This is a genomic window from Ignavibacteria bacterium (assembly GCA_036262055.1).
Classification (GTDB): domain Bacteria; phylum Bacteroidota; class Ignavibacteria; order Tepidaquicellales; family Tepidaquicellaceae; genus DATAJP01.
Window position 1 is genome coordinate 319,760 of sequence record DATAJP010000002.1, and the last position, 15,276, is coordinate 335,035.

Below are 15,276 nucleotides of genomic sequence, written 5' to 3' on the forward strand. Positions count from 1 at the left end.
GTTCAAAATTGCACAATGTAAAGTTATTATGCAAACAGATTTTTTTAAAAATGTGAATAAATTTTCATAATGTCCAAATGAAGAATTTTTCAATCATAAAGGTTTTAAAAACGCTAAATCCGTCTGAAATTAAAGATTTTGACAGGTTCGTGCGTTCACCATATTTTGGCAGCAGCGCCTATTTGTTGAAATTCTGGCAGGAATTAAAGAAATATTATCCGGACTTCGATGAAAGTAAAATAAGCCGTGAACGAATTTTTAAACGTCTTTATCCCGGTAAATCATATAATGACGCAACCATACGCAAATTATCATCCGGGCTTTTTAAAATGTGCGAAGAATATATTTCGATTTCGGAAATTAAAAAAACAAAACTTCCTGACAGGTACCTGCTTATGTTTTACCGTAGCAGGCATCTGCACAATTTGTATGACACAAAATGGAATGATGTTGAAACATATTATAAAAAACAGGATGAATTTGATTTTCTTGTCCTGACTGAAAAACACTTTTTACAGGTTCCCCAAATACAGATAGCTTCCGATAAAAAAAAGAATAAAGAAGTTTTTGCCGAACGTATGAAATATTATGAATATATAATCATTTACATTCTTTCGATTTTAATGCAGGAGCAGACAAGAAAGTATGTTAACATTGAAGTTTACAACTTTGAAAAAAACATAGCGGAAGAGTTTTTTAAGAATATTAACTTAGAAAATTTCCTGGCTGAACTCGAAAAAGAATCTTCACCATTTAAAGATGTAATCCGCTTTAATTACAATATGATGAAAGCATTTCAGCAGCCCAAAAACCCGGAATATTTTCTGAAGGCTAAAAAACTCATGATTAAAAAAGGAAAGAATGCTGCTCCGAAAGCATTTTATATGTATTCAACACTTATGATAAATTGGTGTCTCAGAGGCAGAAGCCTGAATTCCTCAGACACTCCGTTATATAACCGTCACATTGCCGACATAATTGAATTTTTAATTAAAATTAATGTTATAGTTGAGCCTTCTACAAATGCAATAGACCCGACTTTGTTCAGCATCGCTTTTCAGACCTACAATTACCTGGGTGAGTTCAGAAAAGCTGAAAAATTTTTAAATACATTTTCGAAATATCTGAATGAAAGAATCAGAGAAAATACAATAAAAGCATGCGAATTTGATCTGGCATTTTCAAGAGAAGAATATCAAAAAGCGCTTGAGATTCTTTCACAAATAAAAGAAGTAGATTATTATGACCGTATAAATTACCGTCAGTATAAACTGATAATATTTTATGAACTTGATATGATTCAGGATACTCATTACCTGATTCATTCCGTGAGGCAGTTCCTGAAAGAAAATGATATTATTTCAAAAGAGCTACGAAATAAATTGAGAGTATTTGTGAATTATTATTCAAAACTTATAGATGCGAAAGAAAAAAAAGATGAGAAAAAAAAAGATGAACTATTGTTTGAGTTAAAAAAAGAAAAAATGGAATTTCCGTTTAAACTATGGCTTGTGAGCAAAGCAGAAAAATTATAGAATGATTCCGCTTATTTGCTGATACATTAAATAACCTTCAATCATAATAGTTTTTTCATTTCTTTTTTATATGCTTCCACACCGGGCTGGTCGAATGGGTTGACTCCTAACATGTATCCGCTGATACCGCAGGCACGCTCAAAGAAATATATTAATTGACCGATGTAATATGCATTTAATTCAGGAATTTTAATGAGGATATTAGGAACGCTTCCCTGCGTATGCGCCTGAACTGTGCCAAGCATTGCTTTTTCATTTATATAACTGATTCGTTTATCCGACAGATAATTCAATCCATCCGGATCATTTTGTGCTTCGGGAATCTTTATTTCGGCGTTTGTCCTATCAACCCATAGAACAGTCTCGAAAAAATTCTTTTTGCCGTCCTGAATAATTTGACCAAGTGAGTGAAGGTCAGTCGTGAAATTTACTCCTACCGGAAATAATCCTTTCCTTTGTTTTCCCTCGCTCTCACCATATAATTGTTTCCACCATTCGATAAGATAACCAAGTTTAGGTTCATAGCTTACCATAATTTCTATTTCTTTCCAGCTTCGGTATAAAATATTTCTCAGCCCGGCATACAAACATGCAGGATTATTAAAAAAATCTTTTTCTTTATTAATATGGTTTAAAATATCTTTTGCTCCTTGAAGCAAACCGGATATGTCAATTCCAGCGCATGCAACAGGAAGCAATCCAACAGGAGTCAAAACTGAAAATCTTCCGCCGACATTATCGGGAATTACGAAAGTCTTGTAGCCCTCTTCATCCGCAAGTTTTTTTAATGCTCCTTTTGATTTATCGGTGACCGCTACGATTCTTTTTCTTGCTTCATCCTTGCCGTATTTTGTTTCAATATGATTTTTCAGCAATCTGAAAGCGACTGCAGGTTCAATTGTCGTTCCTGATTTTGAAATAACAATGATGGAATAATCAATTCCGCTTAATAAACTCAGAAGTTCGTGAAGGTATTCTTCACTCAAGTTATGCCCAGCGTATAGAATATCGGGATTACCTTTTTCAAATTTATTTTTGAACGACGGGCTTAATGCTTCAATAACCGCTCTTGCACCGAGATACGAACCGCCTATGCCTATGACAACGACTGCCGAAGAAATTGAACGCAAGTTTTCGGCACAGTATTTTATATCATTAATCTCACTCTCTGAAATCCTTGCCGGCAAATCCATCCATCCGTGGAAATCACTGCCTTTACCCGTTCCATATGTTAAAGAATTATCAGCGTTAAAAACTTCCGCCTGAACTTTTCTAAGTTCATCATCAGAAAAAAATGAAGATATGTATTCTTTATTTACTTTTATGAAATCCATTTGTTCATAATTTTAATCCCAATCCCAGAGTTATTCTTCGTTTTCTTTCATCATCTCTTTCTTCTTGCTCAAACTTTGCATTCAGCGATGACCTTTCTTTTTCATCAAGATAAAGAGTTGCCGTTCCTTCGTATTTATATCCATAATTTACGCTCGGATTTATTTCCCGTTCGATTCTTCCTGTTAAATCAAACTGAATATAATACCTTTTAACAGTAAAGCTCAATGATGCAAATGAATCATAAGTTTTAAAATCATCTTTTTTCTTAGGTCCCGTTTGCCTTTGATAGTCGAATCCGATGGTTGGATTTAATCCATACACCCAGCGGTTATCCTTCCCGTTATATTTGAATTTAACTTTCGACGCGTCCATTATAGGAATTGCAAAGTTAGGAAACGTCGGATTGAAAGAAAGTTTTGCTTCAAATAATTCTCTCTTTGAATAAAAATCTTTCCAGAAAGAAACTTCCGGTTCTATTTTCCCCGCACTGTTTTTTGTTCTGTATAAATAATATTTAAATGTAAGTCCGCCTTTTACTTTTTCTTTTCTGTCTTTGCCTCCGCTTATGTATTCAAATTGAACAAACGGAGCAATTGCAAAGTCTGTGTAATCGAGTTTCTTATAAAGAATCGCAGCATCTATTTTATAAATTGCATCCTCGTCATCTTTTTTTGAATATGAAAAAAGCGCGGGTTTTGTTGATTCGGAATTGTCATCAAATGCCCTTCTCAGTTCAATATATTCCTGAACAATATCAATGATGCTTTTTGTGGAATCATTATCCTGAGATTTTGCTTCGAAAGGAAAAATTAAAACAATAAATAATATTAAGGAAGTCATTCCCGCGAAGGCGGGAATCCCAATACCATATGTTTTATTCATTTGATTACCTTTACTTTTGATGCAATGCTTTTGGCACGTTCTCGTAATGTATCCATACTCTCACCTTCATCACCAAACGTCAGCGCTACTCCCATCCGTCTGAATTTTCTTGTAACCGGCTTTCCAAAAATTTTTACATCAGAATTTTTTTCTTTCAATGCTTCATCAAGTCCTGTGTATTGCGGATTTTCTATACCTTCTTCATCTGCAAGTATAACTGCACTGACTCCGTTTTTCAAGAGCTTAATTTCGTTAATCGGCAGACCAAGAACTGCCCTTGCATGAAGCTCGAATTCATTAAACTGCTGTGTCCCTGCAAGTGTTACCATTCCCGTATCGTGAGGTCTTGGGGAAAGCTCTGAAAAATAAACATCATCATCTGAAATAAAAAACTCAACTCCCCAGATTCCTGCACCCGTTAACGCTTTTGTAACTTCCCTTGCTATGTCCTGTGCTTTCTTCAAAAGCTTTTCATCCATCGGACACGGCTGCCAGCTTTCCTGATAGTCACCTCGTTCCTGTCTGTGGCCAATCGGCGCGCAAAATAACGTCTCGCCGTTTTTTTGTGTAACCGTGAGCAGCGTGATTTCAAATTTGAAATCAATAAACTCCTCAATTATTATTTCATTAAAATCTCCGCGACCTTTTGTTGTTGCATATTCCCAGGCTTTCTCAATGTCACTTTCAGATTTAATAGTTGACTGTCCTTTGCCCGATGATGACATCAAAGGTTTCACAACGCAAGGAATGCCGATTTCTTTAATTGCATTTTTAAACTCATCAAGTGTTGAGGCATATTTATACTTAGCAGTTTTAAGTCCGAGTTCTTTTGCGGCTAAATCGCGGATTGCTTTTCGGTTCATTGTATAGTTCACCGCTCTTGCGCTCGGAACAACCTGTATTCCGACCGATTCATAATCAAATAATTTTTCTGTTCTGATTGCTTCTATTTCGGGAATGATAATATCGGGCTTATGCTTCGCAACGATTCTATCGAGTTCGTTGCCGTCAAGCATGTTTATAACTTCGCGTTCATTCGTTACCTGCTGTGCAGGCGCGTTGTTATATGAATCAACAGCAATGACCTGATGTCCGAGTCGCTTGACAGCGATTGTAAATTCTTTTCCCAGCTCACCTGAGCCAAGCAGTAAAATTTTTTTCAATAAATGAGAATTTTTATGGTTCTAATTTTAAAACTTTAAGCTCTTCTTTTAGAAGCTCATTGAAATCGATAGTGATTGATGTATATTCTCCGTTCAGCCATAACCTGGATTGGTCTCTGTAGTTAGGATGCAATGGCTGTCCCGATTGTCCTGTCGTTATTATAGTAAGTAAATTTTTATTTTTTGATAAGTCAACAATCATCCTCATCGACGCTCCCAGAGTAAAGTTAAAATTTCCGCTTTCAAGTGGTTTTGAAAAATTATACTCGGCATTATTAACAGTGACCCCGCTTCCGCCCATTTCATAAGGACCGATGTTCAAGATTCCGCCAAGCGCCGGCACCTGTCCCAGTGGATGCTGCATAAGAATTTTATGATAATTTCCCCAGAGCCAATTGTTATAATCATCCGTTCCGGAAATTTCTTTCAGTTCATCTATTCCGTCAATAAAGCTTTTACGCAAAATGAAATTTCTGTTTGTTGTTTCGTTCTGGCCATCAGAAAAAAGCCACGAGTTATTTTTTGTAAGAAGCTTGACAGTATTTCTAACAGGAACATTCTGAATAAAAACATAATTATCGTAAACATCTTTGCCAAGCAAATTCATATATAAGTTTTTATAAAGCTGAATTTCAAACGCAGCAAAAATTGTCGCTGCAGGGCTGAATGCCGTCATCTGATAATCCCATTTTTTCAACAGCTCATAATATTTTCTGTAATCCATCGGAATGCCGACCGAATCCCTGAATGCTTCAAACAAATATTCGCAGTATTGCTTTGCAAGAAGATTCATAAAATCGGTTTGGATAAGCTTGAACTCATCTGCAGAAAAGCTTCCGCGTGATTTCAGAATCTCGTCAATACGCATTGCGCGGTAAGGCGGCTCAAATAAGTCAGAGATATAATATTTATAATCTTTTAACGGCGGGTTGTTTGCTGTAACTATATAATCTTTCTGAGGATTGTATTCATTCGGAAGCTCATCAAAATGAACATATCCCGTAAAATCAACTGTTCCCATCGAAGTATAAGTCGGGATATAACCGTTATCTGCGCCTGTTACATTATTACGCAAAGAAATTTTCCCTGCTACCTGATAACCGATATTGCCTGAAGTATCCGCATACACAAAATTGGAGGGTGGAACCCCGAATAAAGAAAGACCGTTTCTGAATTCAGTCCAGCTTTTAGCGTAGTTGACTTTGTAAATTGCTTCAAGCTCATCTGAAAAATCAAAACCTGTCCATCGCAGAACAATAATTTTATCAGGTGAGGTTCTGAGCTCGCGCTTTCTTCCGAAACCTGAAACATTAAGATTTGAAATAACAGGACCCAAGCGCGTTGTGTAACATGTAAAATCATAAGAATCATTCTCGCCTTTTACTTTTATGCTTTCAACTAAGCTGTCAAGCGGATATGTTGCATCTTTGATTTTATACTTTGTTCTGTTTGATGAATCCAGCTGCAAAATATAAAAATCCGAGTCATCGCTCATCAAGCTGGTCATTCCCCAACTGATAACATTGTTAGAGCCGATTACAACCGCCGGCGTTCCCGGCAGACTGTATCCTGCAACGCTGCTTTTATACTGGTCGTTATATAAATGAATTTCATACCACTTCGAAGGAACTGACAAACTCAAATGAGGGTCATTAGCGAGAATCGGTTTTCCATTTTCTGTTTTCTTGCCATTGACAACCCATGCATTGCTTCCGATGTGCGAACCCTCGATGCCGAAATAATTTCTATAATTTTTAACCGTATTAAAAAAATCTGCGCCTTCAACTGCAAGGGATTTATAATTATTTTCAATTACATTATAAGAAATATTATTTCCCCCTTTGGAGGCGGAACGTCCCGACTTGTCGGGAGGCAATACAAGGGGAGGATATTGAGTAAAAGAATTTCCATCACGTTGACCCTGAAACAAGTTCAGGGTGACATCCTTTTTTTCATTTTTAGTTTTTACTGAATCTTTCTTTTCTGTTTCTTTGTTAGTATGAATTACAAACGGTCCTGTTTCGGGATAAATTGGAAAAAGCTCTTTTGCTCTTTCAAGTCCGAGCTTATTCACAACTTCACCGAACATATAATCAGCATACCATGAAAGGTTTAAATCCCATCCCATCAAACGGACTATCATCAAACTATGCTCGGGCTTCCATTCATCGGGTTTATAGTTAAGCACGTCGAATTCAAGCGGAAGATTTTTTATGTGAGTCTGAATAAAATAATTAACACCTTTTGTGTAGCTGTCGAGAATCGATTTTGTTTTTGGTGAGAGCTGGTTATAAAATGAGTAAGCTGATTTTCCGATGCCGATTGTTCTGAACAAAACATCATAATCAAGAACGTCCCTTCCGTAAATTTCCGAAAGACGTCCTTCAGCAACACGCCGCATAATGTCCATCTGCCATAACCTGTCCTGCGCGTGAGTATATCCCTGCGCAAAATACATATCGCGTTCATTGCGTGCATAAATATGCGCAACTCCGAAATTATTTCTTATGACGTTGACAGTATCGGTGATTCCTTCGACTTTTACTGTTCCCGTTTCTTCATAAAATGACCTTTGCGTTAAGTCGCTGAAGAGAACTCCAAGCGTTATGAAAACCGCTATCAATAATATCAAAAGACCGATTATGGTTTTTAAGACAGGATGCAATTAACCCGGATTAAGTATTTATGCAAAATACCTAAGTTAATTGTTATGTTAAATGGAGTTAAAAATAAATTTGAGAAAATTCCCTCTTAGCAAAGGGGGTTAGGAGGTTGTTACAATTTAAATGTCAAAAAAGAACTTTCCCGTTAAAGCAAGGTTCTGGAGAAACGACGAACCGTGACCTGTGGTAAGCGGGTCGCCAAATTCTTTTACTGTTTTGAAGTTAGTATAAGTCAGCTCAACGTCGCCTGCAAGAGTTCCGAATAAATCAAATGCTGTTCCTGCAGAAAGCTTCATCACGGGCAGCCATTGGTGGTCTGAATAGCTTGCAAGAGTCTGCTTCGAATAATAATAGTAATAATAATAGTTGTCAAAATATTTTAATGTTCTTACACGCTCAATGGATTCCCGCATATAGGCATAACCTGCGCCTGCAGTCAGGTAAATCCCGCTGTTAGTTCTTCCTCCCGGGAAATATTTCACCGATGCAATCAATGGTATTGAAAGCATTTTTGCTCTTTCATAAGAATCATAATAAGGAGTGCCTGCATTAGAGCCGGTTGTTATATCCCTGTTGTCTATGAAACCTTTTGTATGGTTAAAAAATGACATCTCAAGTTCAAGCGAGATATTTTCATTAAGCTTCTTTCCTGCAATTATTGCAATCTGAACAGGGCTCAGACTGTATGAAGGTCCGTAATCATAATTATATCCATCGTAGTTATATTCATCTTCTCCGTATCTTATCTGAAACCTGTTGCCAAATTCACCTCCCAAAAACGACGAGATTGAGGTTCCAATTCCGAGATAAAATGTTTTTTCTTTTACCGGCGGCTTCTTAGTCTGAGAAAATCCCTGAGAAACACCTATAGATGAGCCCAAAAATACGATAAGAACAGCCAAAAAAAACCTTTTTATTTTGAATCCTAATGTATAATTTGATAGTATCATAGTAATATTACAACTTTATTCAATTAATATAGTTCCTTTTAAAAACATAAGAAGTTTAAAAATCAGTAATTTATAATATGAAAAAAATACTTTTAATTTTATTTGCGTTAATTCTCTGTTCTAAAATCTCTTATTCAAACGAGCTTCAATTTGAGAACGGAACATTTCAGGAAGTTCTTGCAAAAGCAAAAGCTGAAAACAAGCTTTTAATGATTGACTTCATAACCGACTGGTGCATCTGGTGCGTGCATACAGACATAAAGGTTTACACAAATCCTGAAATAATTGATTTTGCATCGAAAAACCAAATCAACTGGAAGGTTGATGCGGAAAAAGGCGAGGGCATTGAGCTTGCCAAAAAATATAATGTAGTTGGTTATCCGACAATTGTTTTTGTTGACGGTGACGGAAATGAAGTCGATAGAATTTACGGGTATTATCCTGCAAAAGATTTTCTTGAAACAATAAAGAATTACTCAAACCGAGTAAAGACTCTTCCTGCATTGCAGAAAGCAGTAATGGAAAATGCAAATGATGTTACCGCAAATTATTTGTATGCGGAAAAACTTCTCAATGTTGGTAAAGCTGAGGATGCAGGAAAATATTTTGAGTTCGTAATCAAAAATGACGAAGGAAATGCATCGGGATATTATGATGATGCTTTATTCCAGACCGCAATGGGAAAAAATGATACGGTTGCGGTTGCAGAATTAATCACCAGATTTCCGGAATCAAATATGCAGAAAGATGCCTATATATTTTTATTCAATGATGCAGTCGGTAAAGGAAAACAGGACGACATTGATAAGTATAAAGCAATCCTCGAGTCAAAGTATGGTTCTGATGAGATGGTAAATTTTTACATCGGTCAGTATTATCTGGGCAAGGCATCGAAAGTTTCAAAAGATGAGAAGGCAACAAATGAAATGAGAATGGAAGCTATTAAAAATACCGACTTGGCTTTTCCTTATTTAGAAGGCGGAGTTTTTGAAGCAGGTCCGAGCTTTGTAAAATCCAATTTATATTATGCTATGGGAGATTACAAAACAGCTGATGAATATATTGACAAGTCTCTTGCAATCTGGGGAACAAGAAAATCATACGTTGACCAGAAACAAAAAATTCAGGCAAAACTTAAAGAACAAACAAAATAATACTTTTTAACATTATGTTTTCAAGTTAAGAAAATAATAAAAAACACAGTAAAATGAAAAATCTATTAAAACTTTTATTTTTAATTGCAGTTTTCATTTCTTTGCAGATTTCGTTTCAAGGTTGTTCAAAAAATCAGAATACAACGGGCGGCAAAACCGATTCTGCCGGAACAACCACAAGCAGTAATAACACCGGAAGCTCCTCCGGCAGTAATCCCGCAGATATTATGAACAAGGGATTTAAAATTGATTATAAAATTTCCGGAATGATGAACGGAAGCGGTGTGATTGCAGTGAAAGGAAAAAAATCAAAAACCAACATGTCCTATGATATGCAGGGACAAAAAGTAAGCATGCAGGGCTTTAATGATGCTGAATGGATATATACAATGATGGATATGGGCGACATAAAACAGAACACCAAAATGAAAATTAAAGATAAAGCAAAGAAAGACCCTTCTGAAATTGACTATGCCGACTTGAAAAAAGAACTCGAGAAATTCAAAAAAATCGGAACTGAAACAATCATAGGAAAAGAATGCGACATATATGAAATGTCACCGGGCTCCACAATAAGCGTTTATGATAACATGATTCCGCTTAAAGTGAAAACCGAAGGAATGACTATGGAAGCAACGGCAATTGATTTGGATTCGGGAATCAGTGATAGTGAAGTTACTCCGCCTTCAGATGTAACCTTCAAAGAAGTAAACTACTAATAATTTTATATCATTATGAGTGAGGCGGGTTTGACTCTTCGCTTCGCTCATAATGACTTATCTGAAACTAAATACCCATATTAGAGAGCATCGTAGAAATTTCATTTACGTTCTTCACTAACGTCGGATGTTCTTTTTCAAACTCCAATATCGATTTGCGCAAAGCACTGTAAGATGCTTTGACAGGATTTGTATGCTGTTCTCCCGAACTGATGTATTCGGTTCGCAAATCATCTATGTTGTTTAAAATTTCTGTTTTCTGGTTTTCCGGAAGTTTTGAGTTTCTTACATTCTCTTCCAGTTCTGTTAATTTATGAAGCATTGTTCCTCTCTTTGTTCGAATAAAAAAATATTATTATGAAAATTACCGATATGATTAATATCCCCGCAGATAACGGTGCGGCATAAATTGCAGCAATTATAAAAGGAATTAAAATTATAACGGATACCTTAAATAAAAATGACAAGTTTTGAGTAATTATTGGTTGGTGGTAAGTTATGAACTCTCGAATTATTTTAAAAGTCGTTCTATCGTGCTTATAATTTCATCATTATCGAACGGTTTGGTCATAAAAACATCTGCACCAAGCTCCAATGCCCTCTCACGAGTTTTTTCATCGCCATATGCAGTTAAAATAATTACCGGAAGTTCTTGTCTTATTTTTTTAATTTCGACAAGAAGGTCGAGACCGTCATAACCGGGAAGTTTTTTATCGAGTATGACTAAGTCCGGGTTTTTGGATTTAACCTCAGCAATTACTTTTTCGCCTTCCCCGACTTCGTGTCCGTTATAACCGGATTGTTCCATCAAGACAGATAATGCAAAACGAATATATTTGTTATCGTCAACAATTAAAATTTTTTTCATGTATTAGCATTCTTTACAGACAGGCAGTCGTATGATAATTTCCGTGCCTTCGTTAACTTTACTATTAATATTTAATTTCCCTGAATTTGCTTTTATAACTTCATAAGCCAGATTTAAACCCAATCCGGTTCCGGCATCCTTTGTAGTAAAAAACGGCTCAAGAACCTTATTCAGATTTTCAGATTTTATTCCTATTCCGGTATCCTTAAATGACACAATTACCTCATTTGTGTTATTGTCTGCTTTGGCAGAAATTTTCAATTCACCTCCATGCGGCATCGCATCTATTGAGTTCGAAACGAAATTTAAAAATGCAGTTTGCAGTTTTTCCTGATTTGTTTTTACTTTCGGAAGATTCTCGTTTAATTCTATGCTAAGAGAAACATTATATTTATCACACCTTGGTTTTACAAGGTTATAAAGATTTTCAATAATGTCGCTTATCTTAGTCGATTTAAGATTTACATTATGCGGTGATGCAATCATCAATAAATCTTTGATGATATTGTTTGCAATGTCTGAATTTACCAATATATAATCCAAATGCTGCCTTACTCTGATATCAAGACTTTTATCTTTATTCAGAAGCTGTGCAAGAGCGCTTATGTTTGCAAGCGGATTCCGGATTTCATGTGCTATGCCGGATGCAAATCTTCCGAGTGATGCAAGCTTTTCCGAATGAATGAGCTCTTCATGAGCATCTTTTAATTTTTCTTCCGTTCTTTTTCTTTCGGATATTTCTCTTTCCATTTCTTCAACAATAATATGCAGTTCCTTTGTTCTTTCAGCTACACGCTCTTCCATTTTCAGATATGAATCCTTCAATTCTTTTTCGACTTTTTTCATCAGAGAAATATCAGTCACTGACGCTAGCCAGCCGGAGGGTTTTCCTTCGCTATCCTTGATGGGATTAACATTTACAAGCACATCGAATCTTTCACCGTTTTTCTTGCAGAATTTAAGCTCAAATCCGTTTGGAGGCGCTGTGCCCTGCAAAGTTTTTGCAAAGGCATTGTTTATGTTTTCTATTTCTTCAGGAGGCCAATAAAAAAACGGAGGCGTTGCCGCTGTAAGTTCTTCTTCAGTCCAGCCCAGCATATTGCACAAAGCCGGATTAACATACGTTTGCGTTCCGTTAAAATTTATAGCAGCTATTCCTGATGCTACCGAATTTTCAATGGCTTTCCTGAATGAATATTCTTCATTTAATTTTTTTTCGGCAAGTTTTCTCTCTGATATGTCTCTTGCAACGCAGAAACTCATTCCCGGAATGAAGTTTGCTTTTGAAACCCATTCTGCCTGAACAATTGAACCGTCAAGAGCCATTAACGGAAACTCTCCCCTGAAATAACCGGTGTTTTTTAAATCTTCAAATGCCTTTGCCGCATGATGAAACATACCCGGCGGCATAAACCTGCTGAAATTTTGACCGATTATTTCTTCACGGGTGCCTTTTAGCATTCTGCAATAACTTTCATTAACATTTACGTAGGTTCCGTTATTATCAACAATCAAAATTCCATCAAGGGTTGATTCAAATAATGATTGATATGTATCCTGTGCTATTTGCTTTTCCTCTTCAGCTTTCTTCATTGCAAGATAGTTTCCTATCTGTCTACCCGATGCATTAAGCACATTAAGCAAATCTTCTTTCGGCTCCAGAATATTTTTATTGAAGCATTCTATAACAGCTATTATTTCATTTTCATTTTTCACTGGAAATGCCAGACCTGCATGTAAATCTGCTTCCACAGCTAACGGCGCGCGGGGGAAATTATTATCAGATGTTACATCGTGCACCCATGCCGGAGCGCCTGTTTCCCAGACTCTTCCCGGAAGCCCTTCTCCATTTTCAAATGTTCTTTCCTGCTCCACCATCTTAGAATACTTTTCATTGTTCTCGGGCTTGCACCAGGAATTTTCGATTCGTAAAACATTCGATTTATTATCAACAATCCATAACGCACCAAGCTCCCATCCTATGCCTTCACAGATTGATTTAAGAACTTTTTGTGCAGCTTCCTTTGATGTTCCTGACCCGGCAAGTGCTTTAGAAATAGAATATTGTATATTGAGATACCTCTCGAATTTTTTCCGCTCATTTATATCCACAAGAACATTTACTGCTCCCAATAATTTACCCGAATCATCATAAATAGGATTTGCATGTGCAAGAACTGTAACTTTATTTCCGGTCGGCTGTTCAACTACAATTTCTTCTCCGTTATAATCCTGTTCGTTATGTAATGCACGTGCCATCCAGCATGTATTGTGATTTATCAACTCACTATTAAGAAAAAGCCTAAAAGAACCGCAGTAGCGGTCAACCGGGTCATTTAATTTAGGAGCGCGTCCCCATACCTCAAGCGCTTTTTCATTGTAATATGTGATTAACCCTTCTGCATCGCAAGTATAAGCCCCTGCGGGAAGCTTATCAAGCAAACGTTGAAGCATTGTCCATCTGCGTCTTTCTGCTTCGCGAAGCGCATGCTCACGTTCCTGAACTTCCATTTCTAATTTCCGCTTCTCCGTAATATCTTTGGTAAAACACCGGGTATGAATAAATTTTCCGTCTTCGAAATAAACATTGGATGAAATCAAAACGTGTTTTATGGAGCCATCTTTGCACTTCAACTGTGCTTCATAGCTATGAACTGTTTCATTGTCCGTTAAGCGCGTAAGTATCTCATTTATTTTTTCCTGACTGTGATGAAATTCGGAAACGTGATGACCTATATACTCATCTTCTGTGTATCCAAGCAAATCCAGTTCGGTTTTGTTTGCCCAAATAATTTTTCCATCGGGTCCGATCCAATGAAGTCCGACCGATGCATTTTCAATAAAATCTTTTAAATCTTTCTGGCTGTCTTCCAGTGATTTCCTGCTTTTGTTTTTTTCGATTATTGCTGCAGAAAAACTTATTGACATTACGGTTATGATTCCGATAAACGCCTGCAAAAACAAAAGAGAATCATTGAGTGAATCCACCACAAAAGGACCGTACCTTTCAAGTGTTCCCCATATTGCTACAACACTGATTGCAAATGCTGCAGTTGTTATAAAGCGCTGTGAAAAACGGAAAGCTATCCAGACAAATGGTGGTATTATGAGATAGCTGAATGGATAATGGTTTTCTGCAGGGTACGATAATGGAGTAAAAATTATGACACAGACAACTGCAAGAGTCAGTATTACAAGAGTGCCCTCAACAATTTTTTCTTTATTAATTTTAATTTGTGGATTTAAAATCCATTGAATGAGCAATGGTGCCACGAGAAACGCACCTACTGCATCACCAAGCCACCATGTAAGCCAAACTGAAACATAATTGTTCCAGTTTACAAAACCAAAAAAAGAAAGACTTGTAACACCTATGGTTGCGCTGATTGTTGTTGCAAGAATTCCTGCAAATATTGAAAACTTTAATATATCATATACATTTCCAAAAGCATGCTTTCCGTTTGCAAATTTGTTTACAAGATATGCAGCAACAAGACCTTCGAGAGTATTACCGATTGCAATAAATATGGAAGTCGGAATATCTCCCGTCGTTGTAACATTAATTAAGAATGCCCCCAGCAGAATAGCCGGAAAAATATGATAACCTCTTAATAAGAAAAATGCTATTGCTATACCCGTCGGCGCCCATACTGCAGTTGCGCTTGCATTTTCATAAGCAAGCTTAAGCCCTAGCTTACCCGCGAAAAAATAAATAACAAAAATAATAAACATTAAACCAATTTCAGCTAATGTATTATTTTTTTTATTTGGATTTACTGAAGGAATATGAGAATTAATGAGACTATCCCCATTGGATTGTCCCTTTAGGATGGTTGAAAAAGGAAATAGATTTTTAGCTAACTTGCCATTAGCCTTATTTTCACGCAAGAGATTTTTCATAACTTTCCTTCGGGTAAATGAAGATTAAGCTATGAAGTCTGAAAGGGTAATTTTAACTAAAATAAATAAGAAAATAAACAGTAATTTATGTTATTATATACTGTTTT

The 15,276-nt window shown here is 36.4% G+C and carries 11 protein-coding genes; 3 read left to right on the plus strand and 8 right to left on the minus strand.

Annotated features, from left to right (window positions below; genetic code table 11):
* Positions 1-77: 77 nt before the first annotated feature.
* Positions 78-1,535 (plus strand): hypothetical protein, encoded by a 1,458-nt coding sequence (locus VHP32_03170; protein HEX2786879.1) that lies wholly within the window; start codon positions 78-80, stop codon positions 1,533-1,535.
* 41 nt (positions 1,536-1,576) lie between these two features.
* Here the strand turns inward: VHP32_03170 and VHP32_03175 are convergent, their stop codons facing one another.
* From VHP32_03175 to VHP32_03195, 5 genes are all read right to left on the minus strand, one after another.
* Positions 1,577-2,869: a glucose-6-phosphate isomerase gene (locus tag VHP32_03175; protein HEX2786880.1), complete on the minus strand. Its 1,293-nt coding sequence runs from the start codon at positions 2,867-2,869 to the stop codon at positions 1,577-1,579.
* A gap of 4 nt (positions 2,870-2,873) precedes the next feature.
* Positions 2,874-3,752 carry a hypothetical protein gene (locus VHP32_03180; GenBank protein ID HEX2786881.1) on the minus strand — a complete coding sequence of 293 codons (879 nt, stop codon included), beginning with the start codon at positions 3,750-3,752 and terminating at the stop codon, positions 2,874-2,876.
* Positions 3,749-4,915 carry a formate-dependent phosphoribosylglycinamide formyltransferase gene (gene purT, locus VHP32_03185; protein HEX2786882.1) on the minus strand — a complete coding sequence of 389 codons (1,167 nt, stop codon included), beginning with the start codon at positions 4,913-4,915 and terminating at the stop codon, positions 3,749-3,751. Before purT ends, VHP32_03180 begins: the two co-directional genes overlap by 4 nt.
* Before the next feature lie 13 nt (positions 4,916-4,928).
* Complete coding sequence (locus VHP32_03190) at positions 4,929-7,580, minus strand: penicillin acylase family protein (protein HEX2786883.1); 2,652 nt, start codon at positions 7,578-7,580, stop codon at positions 4,929-4,931.
* A 117-nt stretch (positions 7,581-7,697) separates the two neighbouring features.
* Positions 7,698-8,480 (minus strand): hypothetical protein, encoded by a 783-nt coding sequence (locus VHP32_03195; protein HEX2786884.1) that lies wholly within the window; start codon positions 8,478-8,480, stop codon positions 7,698-7,700.
* 125 nt (positions 8,481-8,605) lie between these two features.
* Between VHP32_03195 and VHP32_03200 the strand changes: the two genes are divergently transcribed.
* Both VHP32_03200 and VHP32_03205 read left to right on the plus strand, forming a co-directional pair.
* Positions 8,606-9,682: a thioredoxin fold domain-containing protein gene (locus VHP32_03200; protein HEX2786885.1), complete on the plus strand. Its 1,077-nt coding sequence runs from the start codon at positions 8,606-8,608 to the stop codon at positions 9,680-9,682.
* A gap of 53 nt (positions 9,683-9,735) precedes the next feature.
* The gene (locus VHP32_03205; GenBank protein ID HEX2786886.1) at positions 9,736-10,401 is read left to right on the plus strand and encodes a hypothetical protein; all 666 of its coding nucleotides are present in this window, start codon (positions 9,736-9,738) and stop codon (positions 10,399-10,401) included.
* 67 nt (positions 10,402-10,468) lie between these two features.
* On the opposite strand, the gene VHP32_03210 is transcribed toward VHP32_03205, so the two are convergent.
* From VHP32_03210 to VHP32_03220, 3 genes are all read right to left on the minus strand, one after another.
* Positions 10,469-10,723, minus strand: a complete 255-nt coding sequence (locus VHP32_03210; protein HEX2786887.1) for a DUF4404 family protein — start codon at positions 10,721-10,723, stop codon at positions 10,469-10,471.
* Between the two features lie 189 nt (positions 10,724-10,912).
* Positions 10,913-11,269 (minus strand): response regulator, encoded by a 357-nt coding sequence (locus VHP32_03215; GenBank protein ID HEX2786888.1) that lies wholly within the window; start codon positions 11,267-11,269, stop codon positions 10,913-10,915.
* Between the two features lie 3 nt (positions 11,270-11,272).
* Positions 11,273-15,169, minus strand: a complete 3,897-nt coding sequence (locus VHP32_03220) for a PAS domain S-box protein (protein HEX2786889.1) — start codon at positions 15,167-15,169, stop codon at positions 11,273-11,275.
* Positions 15,170-15,276: the final 107 nt, after the last annotated feature.